The 25,444-nt window shown below is 50.5% G+C and carries 21 protein-coding genes and 1 tRNA gene; 20 read left to right on the forward strand and 2 right to left on the reverse strand.

The window, feature by feature from the left end; all coding sequences use genetic code 11:
• The first annotated feature begins 84 nt into the window (after window positions 1-84).
• The 6 genes from xdhA (at window position 85) to JNC80_RS10010 (ending at window position 8,035) form a co-directional block, all read left to right on the forward strand.
• Window positions 85-1,566: a xanthine dehydrogenase small subunit gene (xdhA, locus tag JNC80_RS09985; RefSeq protein WP_376710220.1), complete on the forward strand. Its 1,482-nt coding sequence runs from the start codon at window positions 85-87 to the stop codon at window positions 1,564-1,566.
• Complete coding sequence (xdhB, locus tag JNC80_RS09990) at window positions 1,563-3,944, forward strand: xanthine dehydrogenase molybdopterin binding subunit (RefSeq protein WP_376710221.1); 2,382 nt, start codon at window positions 1,563-1,565, stop codon at window positions 3,942-3,944. Before xdhA ends, xdhB begins: the two co-directional genes overlap by 4 nt.
• 1 nt (window position 3,945) lies before the next feature.
• Window positions 3,946-4,467, forward strand: coding sequence for a 2-oxo-4-hydroxy-4-carboxy-5-ureidoimidazoline decarboxylase (gene uraD, locus JNC80_RS09995; protein WP_376710222.1), 522 nt, complete (start codon window positions 3,946-3,948; stop codon window positions 4,465-4,467).
• Window positions 4,468-4,494: 27 nt separating this feature from the next.
• Window positions 4,495-4,851, forward strand: coding sequence for a hydroxyisourate hydrolase (gene uraH, locus JNC80_RS10000; protein ID WP_376710223.1), 357 nt, complete (start codon window positions 4,495-4,497; stop codon window positions 4,849-4,851).
• 81 nt (window positions 4,852-4,932) lie between these two features.
• Window positions 4,933-5,754 carry a DUF2793 domain-containing protein gene (locus JNC80_RS10005; protein ID WP_376710224.1) on the forward strand — a complete coding sequence of 274 codons (822 nt, stop codon included), beginning with the start codon at window positions 4,933-4,935 and terminating at the stop codon, window positions 5,752-5,754.
• 415 nt (window positions 5,755-6,169) lie between these two features.
• Window positions 6,170-8,035 carry a polysaccharide biosynthesis protein gene (locus JNC80_RS10010; RefSeq protein ID WP_376710225.1) on the forward strand — a complete coding sequence of 622 codons (1,866 nt, stop codon included), beginning with the start codon at window positions 6,170-6,172 and terminating at the stop codon, window positions 8,033-8,035.
• Here the strand turns inward: JNC80_RS10010 and JNC80_RS10015 are convergent, their stop codons facing one another.
• Complete coding sequence (locus tag JNC80_RS10015) at window positions 8,036-9,016, reverse strand: MraY family glycosyltransferase (protein WP_376710386.1); 981 nt, start codon at window positions 9,014-9,016, stop codon at window positions 8,036-8,038.
• A 345-nt stretch (window positions 9,017-9,361) separates the two neighbouring features.
• Here JNC80_RS10015 and JNC80_RS10020 point away from each other — a divergent pair.
• The 6 genes from JNC80_RS10020 to JNC80_RS10045 all read left to right on the forward strand — a co-directional run bounded on the left by JNC80_RS10020 (window position 9,362) and on the right by JNC80_RS10045 (window position 16,591).
• Window positions 9,362-9,436 (forward strand) — tRNA-Gln (locus JNC80_RS10020).
• A gap of 397 nt (window positions 9,437-9,833) precedes the next feature.
• Complete coding sequence (locus tag JNC80_RS10025; RefSeq protein WP_376710226.1) at window positions 9,834-10,988, forward strand: GGDEF domain-containing protein; 1,155 nt, start codon at window positions 9,834-9,836, stop codon at window positions 10,986-10,988.
• 119 nt (window positions 10,989-11,107) lie between these two features.
• A complete protein-coding gene (locus JNC80_RS10030) occupies window positions 11,108-12,010 on the forward strand; it encodes a DUF2865 domain-containing protein (RefSeq protein ID WP_376710227.1) in 903 nt (300 codons plus the stop codon).
• A 584-nt stretch (window positions 12,011-12,594) separates the two neighbouring features.
• Window positions 12,595-13,602: an ABC transporter substrate-binding protein gene (locus tag JNC80_RS10035; RefSeq protein WP_022710073.1), complete on the forward strand. Its 1,008-nt coding sequence runs from the start codon at window positions 12,595-12,597 to the stop codon at window positions 13,600-13,602.
• A gap of 227 nt (window positions 13,603-13,829) precedes the next feature.
• Window positions 13,830-14,900 carry an ABC transporter ATP-binding protein gene (locus tag JNC80_RS10040; protein ID WP_376710228.1) on the forward strand — a complete coding sequence of 357 codons (1,071 nt, stop codon included), beginning with the start codon at window positions 13,830-13,832 and terminating at the stop codon, window positions 14,898-14,900.
• Window positions 14,897-16,591: an ABC transporter permease subunit gene (locus JNC80_RS10045; RefSeq protein ID WP_075654517.1), complete on the forward strand. Its 1,695-nt coding sequence runs from the start codon at window positions 14,897-14,899 to the stop codon at window positions 16,589-16,591. The genes JNC80_RS10040 and JNC80_RS10045 overlap by 4 nt, the downstream gene beginning before the upstream one ends.
• Before the next feature lie 67 nt (window positions 16,592-16,658).
• On the opposite strand, the gene JNC80_RS10050 is transcribed toward JNC80_RS10045, so the two are convergent.
• The gene (locus tag JNC80_RS10050; RefSeq protein ID WP_376710229.1) at window positions 16,659-17,846 is read right to left on the reverse strand and encodes a pyridoxal phosphate-dependent aminotransferase; all 1,188 of its coding nucleotides are present in this window, start codon (window positions 17,844-17,846) and stop codon (window positions 16,659-16,661) included.
• A 239-nt stretch (window positions 17,847-18,085) separates the two neighbouring features.
• On the opposite strand from JNC80_RS10050, the gene JNC80_RS10055 reads away from it, so the two are divergent.
• The 8 genes from JNC80_RS10055 (at window position 18,086) to ycaC (ending at window position 25,430) form a co-directional block, all read left to right on the forward strand.
• Window positions 18,086-18,328 carry a hypothetical protein gene (locus tag JNC80_RS10055; RefSeq protein ID WP_075654519.1) on the forward strand — a complete coding sequence of 81 codons (243 nt, stop codon included), beginning with the start codon at window positions 18,086-18,088 and terminating at the stop codon, window positions 18,326-18,328.
• 72 nt (window positions 18,329-18,400) lie between these two features.
• The gene (locus JNC80_RS10060) at window positions 18,401-18,988 is read left to right on the forward strand and encodes a hypothetical protein (protein ID WP_075654520.1); all 588 of its coding nucleotides are present in this window, start codon (window positions 18,401-18,403) and stop codon (window positions 18,986-18,988) included.
• A 256-nt stretch (window positions 18,989-19,244) separates the two neighbouring features.
• Window positions 19,245-20,543, forward strand: a complete 1,299-nt coding sequence (locus tag JNC80_RS10065; protein ID WP_376710230.1) for an extracellular solute-binding protein — start codon at window positions 19,245-19,247, stop codon at window positions 20,541-20,543.
• Between the two features lie 97 nt (window positions 20,544-20,640).
• Window positions 20,641-21,612 carry a carbohydrate ABC transporter permease gene (locus JNC80_RS10070; protein WP_376710231.1) on the forward strand — a complete coding sequence of 324 codons (972 nt, stop codon included), beginning with the start codon at window positions 20,641-20,643 and terminating at the stop codon, window positions 21,610-21,612.
• A 12-nt stretch (window positions 21,613-21,624) separates the two neighbouring features.
• A complete protein-coding gene (gene ugpE, locus JNC80_RS10075) occupies window positions 21,625-22,467 on the forward strand; it encodes a sn-glycerol-3-phosphate ABC transporter permease UgpE (RefSeq protein WP_376710232.1) in 843 nt (280 codons plus the stop codon).
• A 19-nt stretch (window positions 22,468-22,486) separates the two neighbouring features.
• Window positions 22,487-23,590: a sn-glycerol-3-phosphate import ATP-binding protein UgpC gene (locus tag JNC80_RS10080; RefSeq protein ID WP_376710233.1), complete on the forward strand. Its 1,104-nt coding sequence runs from the start codon at window positions 22,487-22,489 to the stop codon at window positions 23,588-23,590.
• A gap of 26 nt (window positions 23,591-23,616) precedes the next feature.
• The gene (locus JNC80_RS10085; RefSeq protein ID WP_376710234.1) at window positions 23,617-24,642 is read left to right on the forward strand and encodes an endonuclease/exonuclease/phosphatase family protein; all 1,026 of its coding nucleotides are present in this window, start codon (window positions 23,617-23,619) and stop codon (window positions 24,640-24,642) included.
• 161 nt (window positions 24,643-24,803) lie between these two features.
• A complete protein-coding gene (gene ycaC / locus JNC80_RS10090; RefSeq protein ID WP_022710061.1) occupies window positions 24,804-25,430 on the forward strand; it encodes an isochorismate family cysteine hydrolase YcaC in 627 nt (208 codons plus the stop codon).
• Window positions 25,431-25,444: the final 14 nt, after the last annotated feature.

Consider the following 25,444-nt stretch of genomic DNA (forward strand, 5'->3'; position numbering starts at 1 on the left):
CTTTAAAACGCAACTCAAAGCTAATTTGCCGCATTTGTCACGCCACATCTTGACGAGTATTCAGAGGCGTAACAATCTGGTCTTATGACACAGATGATCCGTTTCTTTCTGAATGGTCACCGGCAGGATGTTCAGATCCGGCCAGATACAACGGTTCTGGAATGGCTGCGCGGGGAGGCGCGGCTCAAGGGAACGAAGGAGGGCTGTGCTGAGGGGGATTGCGGGGCGTGCTCCGTTTTAATCGGCACAGATAAAGACGCAATTGCGCAGGCTGACACTGCGGCGGGTGAACCACAATCGAACAATACCGACGGAGCATTTCGCTACCGCGCTGTTAACAGCTGTATCCTGACAATGGGACAGCTGGACGGTCAGGCATTGGTCACGGTTGAGGGGTTGAAAACTTCACAACTCCATCCTGTGCAGGCGGCGATGGCCGAAAACGGCTCATCGCAATGCGGTTTTTGTACACCCGGTATTGTGATGTCGCTCAGCGGACTGGCTGCGGATTGCGCAAGTACCGGTGCCAAAGCCGACGATCAGCTGATCCATGACACGCTGGCAGGCAATCTCTGCCGCTGCACCGGCTATCGCCCGATTGTTGAAGCTGCTCGCAAGGTGATTGCAGAAGGTGGCGCACCGGTAGCACAGCCGTTTTCCGGTTCCTTGCAGGATATCCGTCCGCAAACAGGTTTCAGCCATGGCGGCTCAACCTATCATCAGCCGCAGACACTGAAAGAACTGTTGGAATTACGCACGCAATATCCACAGAGCCTGCTGCTGGCGGGTGGCACTGATCTCGGTGTGGCGCTGGCCGATTATCACAGCGACTGGAATGAGGTGATCTCGACAGCGCATGTGCGTGAATTGCGGGAGATCCGTGAAGATCAGAGTTCTTTCCGGTTTGGCGCTGCGGTGACATGGGCAGAGGTGCTGAAAACTATCGGCAATCATTATCCGTCACTCACTATTTTGCTGCGCCGTTTCGGTTCTGTACAAATCCGTAATCAGGGCACGATTGGCGGCAATATCGGCACGGCCAGTCCGATCGGGGACGGGCCACCAGCGCTGATCGGTCTTGGTGCGCTGATTGAACTGGCTGGTGCTCATGGTAGGCGCACATTGCCGCTGGAAGATTTCTTCCTCGATTACCGCAAGACGGAACTGCGCGGTGATGAGGTGATTGCCTCGGTGACAATCCCTAAACTGACTGCGGGGCAGGATTATCGCGTTTATAAAATCTCCAAACGTTACGATCAGGATATTTCCACCGTTTGCGGTGCATTCCGCGTAACGCAGAAGAACGGCATTATAACAGATGCCCGTATCGCCTTTGGCGGTATGGCAGCGATCCCGAAACGGGTGAAAAGTGCGGAACAGGCGCTGATCGGTAAGACGTTAGATGAGGCCGCAGTCGCAGCCTGTATGCAGGCTATTGCCACAGAGCTTGCGCCTTTAAGTGATTGGCGCGGCAGTGCCGAATATCGTCTGATGGTGGCGCAAAATCTGGTGGAGCGTCTGCGCCATGATCTGGCCGGTGAAGTGGTGGAGGTAATGGCACTATGATCGCACTTAATCAGCCTTTTCCAACGCCGGAAGGTGCTAACAAAGTCGAGCGCAGTATTGTCGGACATGGTGTTGTGCATGATTCCGCCAGCCGTCATGTGGCGGGTGCCGCGACTTATATTGATGACATGCCGGAATTACCGGATACGCTTCATGCGGCTTTTATATTATCGCCGGTTGCCCATGGCCGGTTGAAAAGCATGGATGCCAGTGAAGCTCTGGCGCAGGCCGGTGTGGTCGGTATCTGGGATGTGCATGATATTCCGGGCATCAATGATGTTTCACCTGGTCTCCCCGGTGAACCGCTCTTTGCTGAGGAGCTGCTTGATCATCAGGGGCGGGCAATTGCGGTGATTGCCGCGACCAGTTTTGAAGCCGCCTATAAGGCCGCTAAGCTGGTGAAGCTGGATATTGAAGAACTGCCACCGGTGCTGGATGTGGAAGAAGCTCACCGGCAAAAGAGCTATGTGATCCCGCAACAGGTGGTGCAACAGGGCGATGCCAAAACCGCCGTTGCCAATGCGGAACATCAGTTTTCCGGCCGTCTTTCCATGGGCGGGCAGGATCATTTCTACCTCGAAACTCATATTGCCTACGCTATTCCCGGTGAAAACTGGCCGCATGAGAACGGCGATATGCTGGTGCATTCATCAACGCAGCATCCGAGCGAAGTGCAGCACCATGTGGCTCATGTGCTGGGTCTTCATGCCCATGCGGTGGAATGTCAGGTGCGGCGTATGGGCGGCGGCTTTGGTGGCAAGGAAAGTCAGGCAACGATTATTGCCTGTGCCGCCGCGCTGGTTGCAGCTAAAACCGGACGCCCGTGCAAAATGCGCCTCAAGCGCCGCGATGATATGATTGCGACCGGCAAGCGTCATGATTTTGTAGTGCATTGGCAGGCGGGTACAGACAGCCGTGGGCGTATCAAAGGGCTGGATATCGAGTTTCTTGCCCGCGCCGGAAACCTGCCCGATCTCACAGGGCCGGTAATTGCCCGTGCGCTGACCCATGCCGATAATTCCTATTTTATCGAAAATGCGCATTTCATTGGTCATGCCTGCAAAACCAATACTGTGTCTAATACGGCATTTCGCGGCTTTGGCGGGCCGCAGGGGATTATCGCGATTGAAACAATCGTCGATACGATTGCCCGTGAGCTGAAACTTGATCCCAATCAACTGCGTGCCATCAATTATTACGGCGATGAAACAGGGGATGAAACGCCTTATGGCCAGAAGGTTGAAGATAACCGGCTGGTACAGGTGACAGAAACGCTGCTGAACAGCAGTGAATGGCAAAAACGGCGTGCGGAAATTGATGCCTATAATGCGGGTAATCCGCTGATCCGTCGCGGATTGGCGATGATGCCGGTGAAGTTTGGTATCTCGTTCAATCTCACAGCGCTCAATCAGGCTGGTGCTCTGGTGCATGTCTATCAGGATGGTTCGGTGTTTCTGAACCATGGTGGCACGGAAATGGGGCAGGGACTGTTTGTCAAAGTTGCGCAGGTTGTAGCTGAAGTGTTCCAGATTGATCTGGACATGGTGCGTATCTCGGCGACAGCGACCGGCAAAGTGCCGAATACCTCTGCAACGGCTGCTTCGACCGGTTCTGATCTCAATGGTATGGCAGCCTTTAAAGCGGCAACGGCAATCAAAAGCCGCATGACTAAGGTCGCTGCAGAACATTACGGCGCAGAAGAGAGCGAGATTATTTTCCGTGGTAGCCGTGTTTATGCGGGCAATGAATCCATGTCCTTTGGCGAACTTGCCAAGCTGACATGGTCAAAACGCGTGCAGCTTTCGGAAGCTGCCCATTATGCGACACCGAAAATCCATTGGGACGGTAAGACAATGCGCGGCCGCCCGTTCTTCTATTTCACCTATGGTGCGGCTGTTGCCGAAGTGGCAGTGGATACGCTGACCGGTGAAACGCGCTGCTTGCGGGCAGATATTTTGCAGGATGTCGGCTTTCCGCTTAATCCGGCGATTGATCTCGGCCAGATTGAAGGCGCTTTTGTGCAAGGGATGGGCTGGGTCACTTGCGAGGAATTATGGTGGGACAAGGCTGGACGGTTACGCACCGCTGGCCCTTCAACCTATAAAATTCCGGGCTCGCGCGATGTACCGGAAATCTTCAATGTACGGATTTTGGAAAACGCACCGAACCGTGAGGAAACGGTATTTCGTTCCAAAGCTATTGGCGAGCCGCCGCTAATGCTGGGGATCTCCGTCTGGCTGGCAATCCGCGATGCCATTGCTTCGATTGCGGACCATCAGTTCTCGCCGGAACTGGATGCACCGGCTACTCCGGAAACTGTGCTGAAATCGATCATCAAATTGCGTCAGCGCCAGAGTGGAAATAACAAGCAGGGTTGAGATGAATTTGCAGACCTTAAATTCGCTGTCTGAAGCGGAGTTTGTCTCTGTTCTGGGCGGTATTTTCGAGCATTCTCCTTGGGTGGCAGAAGCCGTGGCCGGAGACCGGCCGTTCGCTTCAGTTTCTGCTCTGCATCAGGCGATGGTGCAGGCAGTTGAAAACGCAGGTGTGACCAAACAACTGGCGCTGATCCGTGCGCATCCTGATCTGGCAGGCAAAGCTGCGCGTGCAGGTCATCTCACCGATGCTTCTACAAGTGAGCAGAAGGGAGCGGGACTCGACCGGCTTGATGATGCGGAGTATGAGCGCTTTCATAGCTTAAATGATGCCTATAAGCAGCGTTTTGACTTTCCCTTCATTCTCGCAGTACGCGGTTTTGACGGCAAAGGACATGACAAACATTCCATCCTCGCCAGTTTTGAAACGCGTTTGAAAAACACACCCGAGCAGGAAATTTCTGAGGCACTGCGGCAGATTGCGCGTATCGCAGAACTGCGGCTGGGGGATATGCTCACATCATAGATTACATGCAGCAGAAAAGGTATGGTTATGGCAAAACTCTCAACCCATGTTCTCGATACTGCTCATGGCAAACCGGCTGCCGCAATGCGTCTTGAGCTTTATCGGGTGAAGGGCAGTGGTGAGCTGGAGCTGATTAAGCGGACTGCAACCAATCTTGATGGGCGTACTGATGAATTGCTGCTCAGTGAAGCGGAAATGCGTATCGGCACTTATGAACTACAGTTTCATGTCGCCGAGTATTTTGAATCGCAAGGCGCGGATCAGGCGAAGCCGCCATTTCTGGATCTGATTCCGATCCGGTTTTCTATTGCCGATGAGAGCGCCAATTATCATGTGCCGCTGCTGGTCAGCCCGTGGGCTTATTCCACTTATCGTGGCAGCTAAAGGCACGACGGGCAAATCTATCCCCGCTCTTTATTCTTTCCGTAGACTTTTCCCGTTCATGAACAACGGGAAAAGCAAGATATGGAAACGACGCCTAATCTGAAAATGCCTTATATTCTGCCCAGTCAGGCGCAGAAACATGTCACACATAATGAAGCGCTGCGTTATCTCGATGCGCTTTTGCATCTGTCCGTTTTAAGCCGGCAATATTCTTCAGCGCCTGTCACTGCGCAGGAAGGTGATCGTTATCTGATACCTGCGGGAGCCGCGGATTTATGGAGCGGGCAGGATGGCAATCTTGCAGCCTTTATGGATGGTGAATGGTTCTTCTTCGTGCCTTTGCGCGGCTGGATCATGCATATTGCTGATGAAAATGCGCTGTTCATATTTAACGGCAGTCAATGGCAGGCACTGCTGAACCCGCAGCCGATGATTGGGGGGAATACGGAGGCTGATACCTATAACCGCTTGGCTGTAGCCTCTGATGCTGTTCTGCTGACCCATAGCGGGGCAGGGCATCAGCTGAAAATCAATAAAAACCTGAGTGAGAATACTGCATCCCTGTTATTTCAGAGTAGCTGGACCGGCTATGCTGAAATGGGAATCGCCGGTGAAAATAACTTCAGCATTAAAGTTGCTGATGATAGCGGGCAGTGGCGACAGGCACTGCGGATTGATCGTGCTAGCGGTAATATAGCTATCGGCTCGGTCTGGCCAACAGCACCGTTGCATGTTGAGGGGCCAATTCGCACCGGAAATTATGAGAGTGGTGCTTTGCCGGATGCTGCGCAAAGCGGTGCGGGAGCGGTTATTTTTATCAGGACAGGTCAGAGCGGGAAGCTTGCTTTCAGTGATGGCCAGCAGTGGCTTTGGGTAGACGGCAATCAGCCTGTTGCTCCATGATGTTGTTAAGTTTGTAATAGTTTGTTGCACGGCCTTTCAAAACAATCGGGGGATTTAGATTGATATGTCGTGCAACAGCAGCGAATCTGATGAACTATAAGAGCCGGATAAATTTCTTTTACGGAATCTGGGAAAGCTTGATTGGTAAGGCAGTGGTCTATGGTTCACGTTGAGAAAAAATTATGAAAAGCAGTATTTTTTAGTGTCCTTATCACTTCGGGGCTTCTATTTACAATTTCTGTGAATAGAGGGAGATCTGCTGGTTTTGATATAAGTATTTTGTTAGTCAGTATGAGTGCGATATTTTATTTACGTTTAATACTTGAACAAATTTGTCAAGTTATTCTTTTGCCTGATTATGATTGTGGAAGTAGGATGCAAATTTTGCTGAAGAATAAGGTGAGAGATTAACCGCATGAAAACGGCAAATGTTTCAAGGCGGATTGCGGGACTCCCGCGATCTATAAAGCAACTTATCACGCTTTGCGTGGATATTACCTTGCTGTTGCTTGGCGTCTATGTTGCCTATGTTCTGCGTTATGGCTTCCTGTTCGTGCCAAATACCAAGCAAATATTGCTTATGCTGGCGGCGCCGCTGGTCGCTGTGCCGGTTTTTATCCGCTATGGTCTTTATCGTTCTGTTATTCGCTATCTGCCGGAAAAGGCAATCTGGTCTATCTTTCAGGCAACCGCCGTTGCGGCTTTGCTATGGGTTGCCATCGCATTTTTGACTGAAATGACCGGCGGAACCGGCGTTCCGCGTTCTGTTCCGCTGATCTACTGGCTGGTGATTACTATTCTGGTTTCCATTTCCCGTTTCGGCGCTAAATGGATTTTGCGGGATAGTACCGGCCCTGTATCACGGGAAGTGGCATTGATTATCGGTACCGGTGAGGCTGCACAGCAACTGGCAGCGGCATTGCGTGTACATCGTGATACTTATGTGGCCGGTTTTATTGATCGTGATCCGTCATTGCTTGGTATGGATATTGCCGGAACCCGTGTTTATGCACCGGCATCTATCGATGATCTGGTTAAGAATTACGGTGTTTGTCAGGTCGTAATCTCTGATCCGTCGATGGGGGAGACAGAGCGGAAAGCCTATGCCAGTATTTTAGGGCGCCTGAAAATCCGTACCAGTATTCTGCCGCCGATTGCAGATCTGTCGCGGGGAAAATATCTGGTTGGTGCGCTGCGTAATATTGAAATTGATGACCTGCTGGGGCGTTCGCCGGTGCCGCCGGATGAGGCGATGCTGCAGTCGATGATTGAGGGACATTCAATCATGGTAACAGGTGCCGGTGGTTCTATCGGCAGCGAATTGTGCCGTACGATCGTCAACTGGAAACCGCGCAAATTGGTTTTGTTCGAAGTCGGGGAGTTCGCGCTCTATCAGCTGGAGCGCAAACTGAAATCTGTCACGAATTGTGAAATCGTTCCGGTCTTGGGGTCAGTAACCCAGCAGGAACTGGTGGAGAATGTTATTCACTCTCACGGCGTTGATACGATTTATCATTGTGCTGCCTATAAGCATGTGCCTTTGGTTGAGGTGAACCCGCTTGAAGGCATCCGTAATAATGTTATGGGCACAAAGGCTGTTGCCGATGCTGCGCTGAAGACCGGCGTAGAGCGTTTTATTTTGATTTCATCCGATAAAGCCGTGCGTCCGACTAATGTTATGGGGGCAACCAAAAGATGGGCAGAATTTGTTATCCGCCATTATGGAGATCTTGCGCAGCAGAAAGGTTCGGCACAGTCATTTTCGAGCGTTCGGTTCGGTAATGTTCTGGGGTCTAACGGGTCGGTTGTACCGCTGTTTCGTGAGCAGATTGCTGCAGGAGGCCCTGTAACGCTGACTGATGAAAATATGACCCGTTATTTCATGTCGATCCGCGAGGCTGCAGAACTGATTATCCAGTCCGGTGCGGTTATTAAAAGTGGTGAGACGGCTTTGCTGGAAATGGGAAGTCCGGTGAAAATACGGGATCTGGCTGAAAATATGATCCTGATGGCCGGATTGTCTGTGCGTGACATGAAAAATCCTGACGGGGATATTACAATTCGGGTAACCGGTATTCGCGAGGGCGAGAAGCTTTACGAAGAACTGTTTTATGATCCGGATAAGGCATTGCGTACCCGTCACCCTAAAATTTTATGCGCGGAAAAACGCGGTACAAAGGCCGACGAAATACCGCAGCGCCTGCCGCAAATGCAGCAATTCCTTGATGATAACGATGCGGAAGGCGCTAAAGCGCTGTTGTTCGATTATATCCGCCAGTAATTAAATCCTTTTGCGGAAATAAAGGATCAGCAGCGCTGTCAGCGCCAGGGCGATTATCAGGCCGGATAATTGCCCGATAAATGTACCTGACCACAGCGTGGCTGCAGTAATAGCGCCCAATATAAGATTGAGCAGTGCAAGGCTGCCGGTAACAAAATAAACGGATTTTCCCGAGCGTTTGGCGATCTGATAGGCATGGGAAGAATGCGCCTGTAATATATTCTCACCTTTGCTAAGACGCAGGATAATCGTGCTGCCAGCGTCGAGAATATAATAAAGCGGCAGGATGAGAGCGGCAATAATACCTGCTTGTCCGGCAAAGAGCAGAAATACTGCACCGGTAATCAGGCCAAGCGGCAGACTACCGGAATCGCCGAGAAAGATTGAGGCAGGCGGGCGGTTGAAAACTGCAAATCCTGCGAGAGCACCACTTATCGCCAGACTAATCGCCGGAATTGCCGGCTCCTGAAGAAATATGGCTGAAAGAATTCCCAGCAGGAATAAGGGAATTCCAATTCCGGTGACAGTCAGCCAATCCAGGCCGTCCATAAAATTGGCGACATTAATACTTCCAAGGATAGCGATGCTTAAAAGCAGCATCTCAAGCCAATAGGGGAGGAGGTCGGGCAAGAGTCTGAAATCAGCACCTAAACTGTAAACAGCGAGAATTGCGGCCAGAAGTTGCAAAGGAAGTCTTGCACGTACAGACAGTTCTTTTCGGTCATCCAGATAGCCGGTAACCCAGACTAACGAAGCAGCAATGACAAGGCTGATACTCATCCGTGCCGGTATCATTTCCCATAGGCCAAAAATAATTAGTGCACATATGAAAACCGGAATGCAGGCCAGTCCGCCGATTTGTCTGGCAGGGGCAGAATGGTTGGAGCGCGGATTAAAGCCGGCAGCAAGAAAATTCGCAGGAAGTCTGTCTTTTAAAATCAGGAGCAGGAGCGTGGAGAAAATAAAGCAGAGAGGAAAAATCCACCAATAAACTGACAAGCTGCTGTCTCCTGAAGCGTAAGGTAATCCGGAAAGCGGTTGAAATGATATAATTTAATCTGAAACAGATTGTCTGAACTCTTTAAACTGTATCGGAGCGCAGTCAAACTTACTCAACTACTGTTGTCTTTACGCGTTTATGAGCTGCTTTTCCAGCATGTTGGAGAGTGGAGAACTTGCGAAGCTGAAAACGTAAAACGCTTTTTTGAAGTTGGACGGGTTTGCTTTGTTTTAAAATGTAAAAATCTGATTTCAATGCATTGCACAATGGATTTCTTGCGGCTATAAGCCGGATCAACCGCCACGGAATCTCTCCGTGATTTGTATTGGGGCGTAGCCAAGCGGTAAGGCAGCGGTTTTTGGTACCGCCATCCCCTGGTTCGAATCCAGGCGCCCCAGCCAATTCCTCACATTATATTCTGCTTGTTTAATTTGTTTGCCGATGATTTTTGATCTCGCTATGTGTAGTAAACAGGCGGAGTAAATTTAAATTGTTCTCACATTATATTTAGCTCAGCTTGTTTGTTTTGTTTGAATTTAAGAATATTAAGCAGCACTGAAACAATCTTATTCTTTTATCTTTCATTCAAAATGTCGCTTTTTGCATAAAAAAGTGATAGCGGGATCTTTTTACATAATGCTATGGAATATGTGATGCCTGCTAAAACGGCTGCACACTTTATGAATATGTTCGGTTTACCGAACCGCATACTGACTTCGTCTCCTTAACGGGCAGAAGTCAGAGATACAGTGCATTCCGGGAGTGTTTTGTTTATCGACGTGAGGGATTTGATTGTCGATGCTCATTCAATACATGGCAGATATTGAGCCAAATTCACTATTTACAGTAAACGCTATTTCTCTGGCAGCGTTTGCGATTGCATTTTTTTGTATTTGGCTGAAGCAGCGCGACAGAACCTATTGGCTCTATTGGGTTGCTGCAAATGCGGTTTTATCCGTCGGCTTCATTATCTTTGTTGTGATTGATCGCTCGCAGATGCTGCAGTTGATTCTCGTCAACGTGGTATTAGCGACGGGGATAGCGCTGCGCTGGCAGGCTATACGCAGCTTTTTCTATCGCAAAAACTATATTGAGATTAATTTCTTAATCATACTGATTGTGCTGCTTCCATATCTGTTCTCTTCCTATCTGACGAACGGGTTTATTTTTGGCTTTGTTAATCTCATATTTTTGGTTGAAATTATCTTGGTTCTCCGCGAATTGGTGCGCCCAAATGGTGAGACTCTGCCGTCCCGTTGGGGGCTGGCTATTGCCTATAGTCTTGTTGCTGCGGCATTTGTTGCCCGCGTGATACAGGGTTGGGTGACAAGTCCCGCAAATATGAAATTACTGCCGAATGACGGGCTTCTGGCAGTCATTTTGCTCGTCATGTCCATCCATATCGTTGCAAGCGGTGCTTTCGCTATATCAATGGCCTATGAACGGGGGATTTCCGAGTTAAAACAAATGGCTCTGCTTGATCCGCTGACGGGCCTGTATAATCGCAGAGCCTTTGAGCTGACTTTAGCAGAGCGTGATCCTGCGGATGGTTCTCTCGCTTTGATTTTGCTGGATATTGATCATTTCAAGCGCATTAACGATCAGTTCGGTCATGCCGCCGGTGATATTGCCTTGCAGCGTTTTGCCAATATCCTGATGACGATTTTCCGGAAGAAGGACTTTATCGCTCGTATAGGCGGGGAGGAATTTGCTGTTCTTCTCCCAGATACGACGATGAATGAAGCCTATGAGTTTGCCGAGCGTGTTCGCAAGACTGCTGAAAATGATGCATTCGAGCATAGTGACGGCATTGTGCGCCTGACAATCAGCGCGGGGGTCTGTCAGGCAGCAACAGACGTAACCTCTTTTTCCGATATGACCCAAAAAGCAGATATCAGCCTGTATATAGCTAAAAATAATGGTCGTAACCGGGTTGAAATATTTGCTACATGATTCATCGGTAATGCTTTGTAATTCTTTGCTCAATTCGGCCGTTACATAAACACGCGGAGGGGACTGTGGTTAAGTGGAGGGTGTCAAAGAGGTTGGGTTTTCCGGTGATGCCTGCGCTTATGACGCGTTGTGTTACGCTTCGCCAGACATTGCTCCTCTTGGTTGTCCTGCTTGTAACGGGTACAATCTCTCCTGCTCTTGCTGCGACATGTTCTGATAATTCCCTGATCGCTGCCGATATTATTTTAAAGCGTCAGCTGACTGCCTTGAAAAATATGGAGCGCGGCCGGAAATGTACGGCAGAAAATGCTCAGGGCGGTTTTTTTAACGCCTGCCGTGATTTGGCTCAGCGACGTGGTGACATACAAAAACAGTTGCAGAAAAGTGCCGCAGCTTTGGCAAAATGCAGCGGAACATCTCTCACTGCCACATCATCAAAGCCAAGCGGGCTGAGCAACAAAAACCAGCTTGCCAAAAATACCAATTTGTTTGGCGGCCAGTATTCGGGAACACCTCTACTGTTTTGTGTGCGCCTGTCTGACGGATATTATTTTCCGGCACCGCATTCGCAATATGCCCGAAGCGACAAGATAAAAGAGACATTGGCGCAGTGTCGTTTCATCTGCGAGACCCCCGACGTCAATCTGTACATTTTGAGTGATCCTGCTGCCGAGACTGCGGATATGGTGTCTGTTGATAAACGCGAATCCTACGTCAATCTGGGTTCTGCCTATGCCTATCAGGCATCAGAGAATTTTCAGAAATGTAACTGGGCAAAGTATTTTTCCTATATTGAGCAGGTGCGGGCAGGTTCCGCAAAACCGAAGAAAAAAAACATTGCGCCTGTTAAGCCGGTGATGGCGCCGGTTTCTGTTCCGGTCGTTGAAAAAGATATGTCTGACCGTGCTGTACGGATTGTCGGACCTGCCTTCTTGCAGGACGGTAATGATATGCTGGTCAATCTGGGGAGCCGTCGCGAGCGGCCGGAAGCAGGCATAGAAGTTTTACACAGTACAGAGTGATCTGATCGCATGGCGAAACTAGCCGAATGCGATATTTTTTACCGTGAAAGCGACAACAAATATCGCAGTTTTATTGCCTGTTTGCGGAAATGTTTATTATGACAAAATGCGCTGTTTTTTGCCGCTTACGGACATGCGCATGAGCCAAAGCACAGGCACAGTTTTGAGGTTATCCTGATGGGGGCGGCTTTTGATCCGTCACTCACCCCTGATTTTTATGCAAGATCGTGAATGCAATGCGGGTGTGGAAAACACACCTGCAGTCACAGACTTCAGAGTACCCGTCGTTAAATGGTCTCATTCAACGACCGCGATAATATGACCAATCGAGAATTCGGAAGCTGACCTGACAGATGTGCCTTTCTGTGAGGTTGTGCGGAGCATTGTCTGAAGAATGGTCTCATTCTGAGATCATGTTTATGCGACCAATGAGGCCACGGGAATGACTGCAGCGGGAGGGGGCAAGCGCAGCGTGTTCCAGTGTGTTTTCAAAGTTTCGCATTGATATCTGTGGCTATTTCATCATTATGTGCGGGAACTTTTTATAAAAACTCAAACAAAATCCATGGGATGGGGGCTTTGATATGCGCAAGACTTACCTGAAAACTCTGGGGGCGCTGGCTGCGACTCTGATGGCCGGTTCTGCACTGGCAGAGACGCTGACGGTTTATACTGTTTATGAAGAAGATGAGGCCGCAGCTTTCCTCGCCGAGGCGAAAAAAGCTTTACCTGATCTGGATATTAATATGCTGCGCCTGTCCAATGGCGATCTTGTTGCCCGTATCATTGCCGAACAGGCAAATCCGCAACATGACGTGCTGTGGGGCGTTGCAGTTACCTCGCTGTTCAATCCTGAAATTATTAAAACGCTGGAGCCTTATAAGCCTGCGAATATCGACACTGTGCCTGCGCAGTTCCGTGATAAGGAAGACCGCTGGTTTGCGGTTACCGGTTATATGGCCGCTTTTTGCGTAAACAATGAGCGCCTGAAATCCAAAGGCCTGACAATGCCGAAGTCATGGGCCGATCTGACCGACCCTGCCTTTAAAGGTGAAGTGGTGATGCCGAACCCTGCATCATCCGGCACCGGCTATATCCAGATTGACTCGCTGATCCAGCAGATGGGCGAAGAAAAGGGCTGGGCTTTCCTCGACAGTCTCGACAAGAACGTAGCGCAATATATCAAATCCGGTTCCAAGCCGTGTAACGTCGCTTCAATGGGCGAATATACTGTTGGTGCCTCTTTTGAACTGCGCGCCATCAAGAATATTGCCGAAGGCTATCCGATCACCATGGTGATCCCGTCAGAAGGCGCGGGTAATGAACTGGAAGCCAATGCGCTGGTTTCAACATCCAAGAACAAAGACGCAGCCAAGCGTTTTCTCGACTGGACTGTGAGCAAGCAGGCTGCCGACGAATATTACAAGTGGAAAGCCATTGTAACGATTCCGGGCGGCGCAATGCCGGACAAGTTCAAAGAAGCCGGTCTTCCTGAAGACGTGTCCAAGGTTATGTATGCGGTTGATTTCAAAGCCGCAGCCGATGATCGCACAAAGATCATTGAAACATGGCAGAAGAAATACGAGCGCTAATTGTTAAACAGACCGGACAGCCTTGCAGCTGTCCGGTCTTGCTCTTTCGGTTTTCAAAGCGTTGAGCAAGCTGTTTTCTGCGCTGTAAAAAACATACGAAAAACAGAGATTTAAAGCTGCAGCTTGAATCAGTCTGATAAGCATTTGCATGAAATTTCATGCAACGGGGAATACGCAGGGATTTTCATCTGCGTCCATAAAAACAAAATACCAAAGGAAATATACCAATGGATTTGAACATTCAGAATGTCATTAAAAGCTATGGCGCAGTGAAAGCCCTTGATAATGTTTCTCTGAATATTCCGCATGGTTCTCTGGTATGTTTTCTCGGGCCCTCCGGTTGCGGCAAGACAACCTTGCTGCGTGCCGTTGCGGGGCTGGAAGATATTGATTCCGGCAGGATTATGCTGGGCGATAATGACCTGTCGCATACGCCAGCGCGGTCACGTAATTTCGGCGTTGTGTTTCAGTCTTATTCGCTATTTCCGCATATGACGGCGGCGCGCAATATTGCCTATGGGCTGGAATGCCGGAGCTGGACAAAAGCACAGATTGCAGCGCGGGTACGTGAAATGCTGGATCTGGTGCATCTGGCTAATCAGGCCGAGAAATTACCGGCGCAAATGTCCGGCGGTCAGCAGCAGCGTATTGCTATTGCCCGTGCATTGGCGCCCAATCCGTCACTCTTGCTGCTTGATGAGCCGCTTTCCGCGCTGGATGCAAAGGTGCGCGAGGAATTGCGCAATGAAATCCGCGCACTGCAAAAACGCGTCGGCATTACCACCATTATGGTCACACATGATCAGGAAGAAGCTTTGGCGATGGCCGATGTGATTGTGGTGATGAAAGACGGACATATTGAACAAACCGGCACGCCGCAGACGCTTTATCAGCAGCCTTTAACCAGCTTTGTTGCGGATTTTATCGGCCGCATGAATATTCTGCCGCTGGATAAGACTACCGGAAATAGTCTGCATTTTGCCGATAAAGTGCTGAAACTGGATGCCACAGAGGTTTCCGGTTCCGCACCGGTCAGTAAAGTCGGTATCCGGCCTGAGGCTGTCAGCCTGCTGCCTGCAACGCAAACCATGCCGGATGATAATCACTTTCCGGCAACCATCCGCAGCCAGATCTATCTGGGGCATATATCGCGGTTGGAAGTGGTGCCGGATAAACGGCCGGACGTTAAAATCAGTGTGGAAATGCACGGCACCGCCAACAGAACAGGGTACTTGCCGCAAACAGGTGATGCAGTAACGCTGCATCTGCCGGCAGACGCTTTACGGGTGCTGTCATGAGCAGCGCGGAGGCTTCTGTAACCACGACGACCGGTGCCGGTTTAAAGCGCGGTCTGTTTAGCGACAATTTCATTTCCTGGGCGATGACGATCGGGATTACAGCCCTGATCCTGATTTTCCTTGTCATGCCGCTTTGGGCCATTCTGGTGCTGGGTTTCAGCACGCCTGAAGGTTTTGGCCTCGGCAATTTTACCCGCACTTTTACCACTGCGCGTTTCTGGACGCTGGTGCTGAACAGTCTTGGTATGGCGCTGACCTGTACCATTATTGTGACCGGCATGGCCTATGCCTATGCCTATACGCTGCAACGTGCCCATGTGCCGTTTAAATCCCTGTTGCGGATGGCGGCGCTTATTCCGCTCTTTGCTCCGTCACTGGTGCAGGCGCAGGGGCTGGTGCTGCTGCTCGGTCGTAACGGTATTCTCAATCGCTGGATGGGTATGGATATTGATATCTATGGTTTCTGGGGTGTGGTGATTGCCAATGCGCTTTATGCTTTTCCCTATGCTTTCCTGATCCTCTCGGCAGCGCTGGCTGTCAGTGATGCACGGCTGCATGAAAGTGCGGAAGTGCTGGGGGCAGGGCCATGGCGTATCTTCCGCACCCAAACTTTGCCTGCCACCCGCTATGGTCTGGCGGCAGCCTGTTTCGTTGTGTTCAATCTGGTGATGACTGACTTTGGTAATCCGATGGTGATCGGCGGCGATTTCAACGTGCTGGCCACAGAAGTCTATAATCAGGTGATCGGGCAGGCGCAGTTTGGTCTGGGTGCGGTGATCGGTATTGTGCTGCTGATGCCTGCCATTGCCGCCAAGATTGTTGAAAAACGCCTGACTAAACAGCAACAGGCGCTGCTCACCTCACAGGCGCGGCCAATGGTTGTGCGCCCGTCAGGTAAACGTGATCTGCTGCTCGGGCTTTATGCCTATTTCACAATGGCGCTGATCCTGAGTGTCATTCTGATTGTGGTACTGGCAAGCTTCGTCAAGCTCTGGCCATATAATATGAGCTTTACGCTTCAGCATTATCAGTTTGATGTGCAGAACGGCACAGCGCCTTTGTGGAACAGTGTGAAGATCAGTCTGGCGACGGCTGTGCTGGGTGTGGCGATTGCCGGTATGACAGCAATTGCGGTGCAGAAGTTCAAAAATCCGCTCACCGGCCCGCTGGCATTTCTGGCCATCTTGCCGTCAGCTGTTCCGGGTATGGTGCTGGGTCTTGGTTATGTATTGGCCTTTAACAATCCGTCCAACCCGTTGCACTTCCTCTATGGCAGTTTTGCGCTGATTATCATTCTTAGCGTCTATTATAACCATGCCCACGCATTCCTGATCTCCTCAACCAGTCTGAAACAGATCAGCGGTTCGTTTGATGAAGCATCAACCATGCTTGGCGGCAGTGTGCTGACAACTTTGCGTAAAGTGACATTGCCGCTGTTGTGGCCGACATTGCTGGGCGTGGGGGTTCTGTTCTTCATGCGCACTATGGTATCGCTGTCTGCGGTGATCTTTCTCACCACACCGGCAACGCAGGTTGCCTCGATCTCTGTGCTGCAATTGTCTGATCGCGGGGCGGTCAATCAGGCGGCGGCTTTCTCGGTCTGTATCATGCTGATTGTGATTGCAGCTTTGCTGATCGTGCGCGGTATTCTTTGGGCATTCGGTGCCAAGCATGTGACACTGATCCGCTAAAACCGATATGAAAAACAAAAAGCCCGCCTCATCACTGAGGCGGGCTTTGTATTGGAAGGAGGTGAAATCAGGCTGCTTTTTCCAGTGTGATACGTTGTGCAAGCCGCACCATACCGGCACAGGCTGCATCAATCTGGTCATCCGCCACACTGAGGCTCAGACGCAAAAAGCCGACCAGATTGCTGCCGAAGGAATCGCCGGGCATAGTCGCAATCTTTTCTTCTTCCAGCAGGCGCATCGCAAATTCCGCACCGGTCATGCCGGTGGCGCGGATATCTGCCAGAATGAACATGCCTGCCTGCGGGATCTTGCAGGAAATTCCGGCATGACCATCGAGGCGCTCGGAAATCATTTGCGCACGGCGGTAGAAGTTTTCAAGCATTTGCTGCGCTGCGGTTGCCGGACGGTTCAGCGCATAGGCAGTCATATCCGCGATGAAAGGCTGTACGCCGAACAGCAGATACTCAGACAAAGGCAGCAGGCGATCTGTAAATTCTTCCGGTCCGATGCACCAGCCGCTGCGGAAACCCGGTGCGGAATGGGATTTGGAAATCGAGGCAACCACAACGGTGCGCTCGGCCAGTTCTGGCAGATCAAGCGGAGAGGCAAATTCACCGTCAAAGACCAGCAATTCATAAACCTCATCGGAGATGATCCAGAGATTATGTTTGCGGCAGACTTCGCCAATGGCTGCGATTTCCTCACGGCTCAGCATGGCACCGGTCGGATTGTGCGGTGAGTTGAGCAGCAGCACGCGTGAGCGTGGTGTAATGGCTTTTTCCAGATCGGCCGCCTGCAAGCGGAAACCGTTGGTTTCACTGACCGGCACATAGACCGGTGTGGCACCGGTTGCTTTAATCACGCCCTCATAAGTCGCATAGCACGGATTGGTGGTGATGACTTCATCACCTTCTTCGGCCAGACCAAGCATGGCAATTGCCAGTGCGCTTTGTGTGCCCGGAAAGCAGAGAATTTGCTGCTGGCTGATCTTGCGGCCGGTACGCTTCGAATATTTGTCAGACAGAGCTGCAAGAATCGACGGCTCGCCGCGGCCGCTGGTATAGCGGGTGCGGCCTGCGCGCATGGAGCGGGCAGCCTCATCAATCATATCGGCAGGTGTTGGAATATCCGGTTCGCCGATGGTCAGCTCGATAATATCTTCGCCTGCGGCTTTCATCTCGCGGGCGCGCATATGGACAGCCCATTTGTGTGAGCCTTTGCTGCTCAAACGCTCGGTAATACGCGCATAATGCATCTTGAGCGCTCCTCCGTATTTTTATTCATGCTTGCTGCATCTTTTAATAATTCATGCGTTGTATCGCATGAACCGAAGTTAAGACCAGTGTTGTTTCTGCATGACATCAGAAAAGCGCATAAATTATGATGGGAATTATTGCTCAACATTATGATCTATTGAAATCTTCAGGCTTGTCATGAGCAGGCAGAGTTTATAACCATCACGGGTAATTTTGTAATCTGTCCGGTGAAGCTTCTATGACCAATACCAATTTAACGCTTTTTATCTGTGATCTGCTGAGTGCTGCGGGTTCATTCACACTGCTGATCGGTTTGCTGATCGTATTGTTCTCCACATCCCTGCATGGTGATGCGGGACAAAGCGATGACAAAGGCTTGGTTGTTAAAGCATCCAAACATTTCAGAACCGGCTTGATTCTGGCAATTCTGGGTGCTCTGCTTCTGACTATGTCGGCATCATTTGAGCTGATAATTTACTAATAAATAAAATGACAGCCGGAGGGGATGTGATCCGGCAGTTTATAATGCGCTTATCCGGAGGGGAGCTTGCCAATGGCAGCGGATATTCTTGTCAGTCAGGCTGATGTTTTTTCGCATATGCGCATTATCAATGGCATGGGCATAAGCCTGTGCCTGTCGCGCTTGCTGGTCTTCGCGTCCAAATTTATTCAGCACCCTTCGAAGAACAAAATATCCTATATCCATATCGGCTGGATACTGGTTGTATTTTTATGGATTATTCAGTTCTGGTGGGATTATCTCATCGAGAGCAACAGCAAAACCTATGATATTGTTACTTATATCTTAGAGCTGTTTTATGTCTTTGGTCTGTTTTTCATCTGCGTTACCCTGACGCCGGATGACATTAAAGAATACGGGGATTACGAGACCTATTTCTTTTCGAGAAAGAAATGGCTTTTTGCCCTCTTTATTTTCATCAACAGCATGCAGTCTTTTGAACAGATCAGAACATCCTTCATTAAAAACGACACCGATAATATGGTCGTTCTGCCGGTTGTCATGGTGCTGGAAACCATCGTTATTCTGATTGCGATGAATATTAAGCGCAGGCGATTTCAATATGTGATGATTGGCCTGTTATTTTCCACGATCATTCTGGATTTCATTTTCCTGTCGTGAGGTCGGCCTGTTTAGGTTAGAGCGCATCCCGAAAAGTGTGAAACGGTTTTCGGATAAAATACGCGTAAAAACAAAAAGATAGAGCATTTCCAATGATTCAGCCTAAACTGGAAATGCTCTGATACAGGGCAGGCAGTGGCAGATTTATGCAACTTGCCGGTTTCGGTGTGTTTCATAAATCTGATTCATTCCTGTTAATTCGGTGTCATATCCACCCTCTATTGCGGAACCAGTTTTTCAACAAACGGGATCTGCAATGTTCAGAAAACTTTCTATCGCCGCTTTGACACTCACCGTCTCTGCAACATCGTCAATGGCTGCAACCAATATCAGCTGGTGGCACGGCATGGGCGGCGCGAATGCTGACGTGATCAATGAGATCTCCAAGCGCTTCAATGAATCCCAGCAGTCCTGCGCGCTGACACCGGTATCCAAAGGCTCTTATGAAGAAGCGCTGGCCTCCGGTATTGCTGCATTCCGCTCTGGCGAACAGCCGAATATTCTTCAGGTTTTTGATGCCGGTGCAGCCACCATCATCAATGCAAAAGGCGCAACAGTGCCTGCTGAAGACCTGATCAACAATGCCGGTTACAAATTCGACCGTGAAGCCTTTATCGAAGGCGTGCGTTATTTCTATGCGGCACCGGATGGCAAATTTGTTGGCATGCCTTTCAACTCTTCCGCACCGATCATGTATATCAATACCGAAGCGCTGAAAAAGGCTGGTGTTGAAGCCCCGAAGACCTGGGAAGAATTTGAAGCTGTTGCACCAAAGCTCAAAGAAGCCGGTTATATTCCGCTTACCGCTTCGCAGCTGACATGGCAGTTCACCGAGAACTTCTTCTCCCGTCAGAACATCCAGTTCGCCACCAATAATAACGGTTATGACAGCGTTCAGGACACCAAGCTGAATGTGACTGATCCGAACCTCATCATGATGTTCGAAAAGCTGAAAGATTGGGCTGATAAAGGCTATTTCGGCTTCTACGGTGCAGGCTGGGCAGATAATCAGAAGCCTTTTGATGAAGGTAAAGTTGCTTTCTGGATCGGTTCTTCCGGTTCTTTCGGTGGCCTGCAGAAAACTGCAAAAATGGAATTCTCCGCTGACTTCCTGCCTTATTGGAAAGCCGTTGACGGTGCAGGCACCAACAGCTTTATCGGTGGTGCGGCTCTGTTCGCCATGGCCGGTAAGCCGGATGCAGAAAACAAATGCGTGGCTGACTTCTTCCAGTTCCTGACTTCGCCGGAAGTGCAGAAATATTACCATCAGGCAACCGGCTATGTGGCGATCACCAAAGCCGCTTATGAACTGGCAAAATCTGAAGGCTATTACGAAAAGACACCGGTTGCCGAAGTCGGCATCAAGCAGCTGATGCTGCAGTCCGGTGACTGGTCGAAAGGCTACCGCCTCGGTTTCTACCCGCAGATCCGTACCATCATGGAACGCGAATATAACCGTATTTTCGCTGGCGAAACCACTGTTAAACAAGCTTTCGAAACTATTGAAAAAGAAGGCAATGACCTGCTGACCCGTTTCGCAAAGACCGCGAACTAACAACTGAGATTTTCTCAATGTGATGAACGGGGTCGGAGCAAATCATGCCTGACCCCGTTTTTAATAGATGCTTCTCAAAAAGACGGGGATTTGCCGCGTGGCATATATCCAGACTTCTCAACCTTCAAAGCTCGCTGCGTTCTTCTCGCGTTTGCCGCTGATTGGTAATGCAAAACAGACAGAAGCAGCCAAGCGCGTGCAGTTTAATTCACGCCTGCTGCCTTATCTGCTGCTGGCGCCGCAGCTGGCTGTTGTTTTGATTTTCTTCTACTGGCCGTCTGTTCAGGCCATTCAGTCATCCTTCTATATTGAAGACCCGTTCGGTTTCGGTGCGACCTTTGTCGGACTGGAAAACTATACGGATGTGCTGGTCAGCCCTGAATATCGTGGCATTGCCGGTTTTACAGCGATCTTTACGATTATCGTGACTGCACTGTCGCTGGGCATTGGCATGTTGCTGGCGGTAAAAGCCGATGCGGTGATCCGTGGTAATGCTGCCTATAAAACGGTGCTGATCTCGGTCTATGCCATCGCGCCGCCGGTTGCCGGTCTCATCGGGATGATGATCTTCGACCAGCATATCGGCCCCTTTGTGAAAATGGCCGCATGGTTTGGCTGGGATATGAAAGTCGGGCTGAACTATTTCGACACTGCTTTTGCGATGATCGTTGTCTCGGTCTGGAAGCAGATCCCTTATAATTTCATTTTCATCTTGTCCGGCTTGCAGGCGGTTCCCGCCTCAGTGCGTGAAGCTGCGGTGATGGATTGCCGTTCCGGCGCCCGTCGTTTCCGCACGGTTATTCTGCCTTTATTGGCGCCGACCGTGTTCTTCCTGCTGATTATCAATATCACCTATTCGCTGTTCGATACTTTCGGCGTGATCGACGTGATGGTGAAGGACAAGGCCGCCAATAATCCGATTACGCTGGTCTATAAAGTGTTCATGGATGGCTTCCGCGGTAATGACATTGGCAGTTCTTCCGCACAATCCGTCATTCTGATGGTGGTGGTATTCACGCTGACCATCGTGCAGTTCCGCTTCGTTGAGCGGCGCATTCATTACAATTAAGCGGGTGACGAGATGCATAAAGTTAAGATTACCGATCATCTGATCCTGCTTGTCGGAGCACTGTTTCTGATCTTGCCGGTGGTGGTGGCTTTCACCACCTCCAGCCATACGGCAGCGGATATTCACTCCAACGGTCTGTCTCTGAGCTGGGGTGATAATTTCACGGAAACCTATAGCAATGTGCTGACCCGTGAGGGCGGTTTCACCGGACAGATCACCGGCTCGCGGATGCTGCTGAATTCGCTGATCCTCGGCCTCGGTTTTGCAATCGGCAAGATTGTGCTGTCGATGCTGGCGGCCTATGCGATTGTCTATTTCCGCTTTCGCTTTGCCACGCTGGCATTCTGGCTGATTTTCACCACGCTGCTGCTGCCGCTGGAGGTGCGTATTGTACCGTCCTATCAGGTGGTGTCGTCCTTCGGTATGCTCAACAGTTATTCAGGACTGATTGTGCCGCTGCTGGCTTCGGCCACGGGGACTTTCTATTTCCGGCAGTTCTTCAAATCGGTGCCGGATGAATTGCTGGAAGCTTCCCGCATTGACGGAGCAGGGCCGGTGAAATTCTTCATCGATATACTGCTGCCGCTGTCACGCACCATGATCGCCGCAATGTTTATCATCATGTTTGTCTATGGCTGGAACCAATATCTCTGGCCGATGCTGGTGACGACCGATGAGAGCTTCTTCACGCTGATGCGCGGTATCAAGCAGATTTTGCAGGTGTGGGTCGGGGCGCAAATTCCGGATTATAACGAGGCTTTTGCTCTTGCCGTGCTGGCTATGGTGCCGCCGGTGCTGGTGGTTGTGGTGTTCCAGCGCTGGTTCATCAAAGGCCTGACCGAGAGCGACAAGTAAGAGATTTTAGGAGCCTTCAATGGCACAGGTTAAAATTGAAAATGTATCGAAAATCTATGCAGGCGGCACTAAAGCTGTCAGTGCGGTGAATATCGATATTAAAGACGGTGAATTTATTGTTCTGGTCGGCCCTTCCGGCTGCGGAAAATCCACGCTGCTGCGTATGGTGGCAGGACTGGAAACCATCTCGGAAGGTGAAGTGGCAATCGGCAACCGTACCGTGAATGAGGTGGAACCGGCAGATCGTGACATTGCCATGGTGTTCCAGAATTATGCGCTTTATCCGCATATGACGGTCTATGATAATATGGCTTATGGTTTGCGGAACCGCAAAACGCCAAAAGCCGAGATCGAGGCACGAGTAGCAGAAGCTGCGCGGATGCTGGAGCTGGAACCTTATCTGCAACGCAAGCCGCGTGCGCTTTCCGGTGGTCAGCGCCAGCGTGTAGCGATGGGGCGTGCGATTGTGCGTAAGCCTGCGGTGTTTCTGTTCGACGAGCCTTTGTCCAACCTCGATGCCAAATTGCGCGTTTCCATGCGCGGAGAAATCCGTCAGTTGCAGCGCCGTCTTGGCACAACCTCGATCTATGTGACCCATGATCAGCTGGAAGCGATGACACTGGCGGATCGTCTGGTGGTGCTGAATGGTGGCGAGATTGAGCAGATCGGCGCACCACTGGAGATTTATCACAAGCCTGCATCGACCTTTGTCGCCAGCTTTATCGGTTCACCGGCAATGAATCTTGCTGACGGCACTGTGCATCAGGCGCAGCTGATGCTGGGCGAAGATATTCTGAAACTCGGCACAGAGCCATCTGTGCAGGGCGAGGTGACAGTCGGTATCCGTGCGGAAGATTTGCATATCGCTGAAGCGCATGAGCAGGGCTTGCAGTTCCGCACCGATTATGTGGAAGAGCTGGGCGCACAACGCATTGTGCATGGTTATGCGGGCAATCAGAAACTGGTCGCCGCACTGCCCCCAAAAGCTGAAATCCGCGATCAGATGCGTCTGGCTGTGACGCCTGAAAAACTGCACTTCTTCGATAAACAGAGCGGCAAGCGCATTGAATTATCGCAAACAGCCGCAACTGTTGTAAAAGCAGCCCAAGCTGTTTCTGCCTGAAATATTGCACAAGACTGAGAAATGACATGACTGAAGTAATGACTGTTGAAACCATGATCCGCACACAAGTTGCCGTTCTGGATGTGCCATCCCATGAGGAGCGCCAGAGCATCACACAGCTGGATAAAACCATGACTGCCCATGATGCCAAGCTGGTTTCCATGGAGTGTATGACCCGTGTGGAAACCGGTGGTCAGGCTGCTTCAACCGCACCGCTGGCATTTCCGTTCAATGTCACTGCATGGAATCTGGAGCGCTGTCTTTTTCCTGAGGAAAGCGCTGCGAAAATGCTGGCAGAAAAACCGGCCGTGGCACTGCTGACCGAGATGGACAATGGCATGGCGCGCACCGCGCAGAAGAACATGACAGCGGAAGTCGCTCGCCATATGGCTATGGAATATGCCTATGGCGTGGAGTTTATCGAGCTTGGCCTTGGCTCGGAGATTGAGCATTCCTTCTGCCAGGATGATTTCAACGGAAAAGGTTTCCACGGCAATGCGCTGATGTCTTCCGTGCCGATGCAGCGTATCTTTGTGCAGCGTCTGGCCGGTGAGCGCCTGTGGTTTTTCAATGGCGGCGATCAGCCACGTTTGGGGGAGCGCAATGCGATCGGTGCGGTGATTGAAACCGTTGACGGGCCGTTTCTGGCGGTATCTGTGCATCTGGAAAGCGCATCTCCGGCAGCCTACCGTGAAAAACAGGTGGCACAGCTGATTAATGCGCTGGAAGAAGAGTTTGGCACTATGCCGATGCTGATTGGCGGCGATCTCAATACAGGCAATCATGCGGAAGGTGACTTCGAGGCAGAAGGTCTGTTCCGTGTCGCTGCCGAGCGCGGCTTTACCCGTCACAGCGGTGCGCTGGATCAGATGACAACCCGCCCGAGCCTGATTACCCGCTGGCCTGACCGTGCCATGAAACTGGACTGGTTCCTTAGTCGTGGTCTGAATATTACCGAGAGCCGCATCATCTCATCACTGGATGATAATCAGCGTCCGCTTTCCGATCATGATCTGATTGTTTGTCGCGTCGATGGTTTTAGCGCTGCATAAATCGTGTCGATATGCCGGAGGGAGGCCTGTCTTCCTTCCGGTTTTGTAAAGAGCTTGATTGTCTCTTTTATGGGACGTTGTGGTTCCAAATAACTATCTTTTGGAGTTTTCGTCTTACGGGTAGGTTCATTTCATCAACTTGAAACCATGGAGTTTTGAAAATGTCTAAGCCTTATAACCGCCTCGATAAAGACAATGCAGCCGTTCTTCTCGTAGATCATCAGACAGGTTTGCTGTCTCTGGTTCGTGACATTGATCCTGATAAATTCAAAAACAATGTGCTGGCACTTGCCGATCTGGCAAAATATTTCAACCTGCCAACCATTCTCACCACATCTTTCGAAGATGGCCCGAACGGCCCGCTGGTGCCTGAGCTGAAAGAGCTTTTCCCGAATGCGCCTTATATTGCCCGTCCTGGTCAGATCAACGCGTGGGATAACGAAGATTTCGTGAAAGCAGTTAAAGCAACCGGCAAGAAACAGCTGATTATTGCTGGTGTTGTGACCGAAGTTTGTGTGGCTTTCCCTGCGCTGTCGGCTCTGGCTGAAGATTTCGAAGTCTTCGTGGTGACCGATGCGTCCGGCACATTCAACGAAATCACCCGTCATTCCGCATGGGATCGTATGAGTGCTAACGGCGCACAGCTGATGACATGGTTCGGTCTTGCCTGTGAGTTGCACCGCGACTGGCGTAACGATGTGGAAGGTCTGGGTACTTTGTTCGCAAACCACATTCCGGATTACCGCAACCTGATTAACAGCTACAACACTGTTAAAGCATCAAAATAATCTTCTGAGCCTAT

This window comes from Pseudochrobactrum lubricantis, assembly GCF_041929865.1.
Classification (GTDB): Bacteria; Pseudomonadota; Alphaproteobacteria; order Rhizobiales; family Rhizobiaceae; genus Pseudochrobactrum; species Pseudochrobactrum saccharolyticum.

Excerpts from the sequence above, each read along its gene's own strand:
- uraD (WP_376710222.1), top strand. The coding sequence starts at position 3,946 with ATGAATTTGCAGACCTTAAATTCGCTGTCTGAAGCGGAGTTTGTCTCT.
- JNC80_RS10040 (WP_376710228.1), top strand. The coding sequence starts at position 13,830 with ATGGATTTGAACATTCAGAATGTCATTAAAAGCTATGGCGCAGTGAAA.
- ycaC (WP_022710061.1), top strand. The coding sequence starts at position 24,804 with ATGTCTAAGCCTTATAACCGCCTCGATAAAGACAATGCAGCCGTTCTT.
- JNC80_RS10005 (WP_376710224.1), top strand. The coding sequence starts at position 4,933 with ATGGAAACGACGCCTAATCTGAAAATGCCTTATATTCTGCCCAGTCAG.
- JNC80_RS10010 (WP_376710225.1), top strand. The coding sequence starts at position 6,170 with ATGAAAACGGCAAATGTTTCAAGGCGGATTGCGGGACTCCCGCGATCT.
- JNC80_RS10055 (WP_075654519.1), top strand. The coding sequence starts at position 18,086 with ATGACCAATACCAATTTAACGCTTTTTATCTGTGATCTGCTGAGTGCT.
- JNC80_RS10030 (WP_376710227.1), top strand. The coding sequence starts at position 11,108 with ATGACGCGTTGTGTTACGCTTCGCCAGACATTGCTCCTCTTGGTTGTC.
- JNC80_RS10045 (WP_075654517.1), top strand. The coding sequence starts at position 14,897 with ATGAGCAGCGCGGAGGCTTCTGTAACCACGACGACCGGTGCCGGTTTA.
- JNC80_RS10060 (WP_075654520.1), top strand. The coding sequence starts at position 18,401 with ATGGCAGCGGATATTCTTGTCAGTCAGGCTGATGTTTTTTCGCATATG.
- xdhB (WP_376710221.1), top strand. The coding sequence starts at position 1,563 with ATGATCGCACTTAATCAGCCTTTTCCAACGCCGGAAGGTGCTAACAAA.
- JNC80_RS10035 (WP_022710073.1), top strand. The coding sequence starts at position 12,595 with ATGCGCAAGACTTACCTGAAAACTCTGGGGGCGCTGGCTGCGACTCTG.
- xdhA (WP_376710220.1), top strand. The coding sequence starts at position 85 with ATGACACAGATGATCCGTTTCTTTCTGAATGGTCACCGGCAGGATGTT.
- JNC80_RS10085 (WP_376710234.1), top strand. The coding sequence starts at position 23,617 with ATGACTGAAGTAATGACTGTTGAAACCATGATCCGCACACAAGTTGCC.
- ugpE (WP_376710232.1), top strand. The coding sequence starts at position 21,625 with ATGCATAAAGTTAAGATTACCGATCATCTGATCCTGCTTGTCGGAGCA.
- JNC80_RS10080 (WP_376710233.1), top strand. The coding sequence starts at position 22,487 with ATGGCACAGGTTAAAATTGAAAATGTATCGAAAATCTATGCAGGCGGC.
- JNC80_RS10050 (WP_376710229.1), bottom strand. The coding sequence starts at position 17,846 with ATGCATTATGCGCGTATTACCGAGCGTTTGAGCAGCAAAGGCTCACAC.
- JNC80_RS10025 (WP_376710226.1), top strand. The coding sequence starts at position 9,834 with ATGCTCATTCAATACATGGCAGATATTGAGCCAAATTCACTATTTACA.
- uraH (WP_376710223.1), top strand. The coding sequence starts at position 4,495 with ATGGCAAAACTCTCAACCCATGTTCTCGATACTGCTCATGGCAAACCG.
- JNC80_RS10065 (WP_376710230.1), top strand. The coding sequence starts at position 19,245 with ATGTTCAGAAAACTTTCTATCGCCGCTTTGACACTCACCGTCTCTGCA.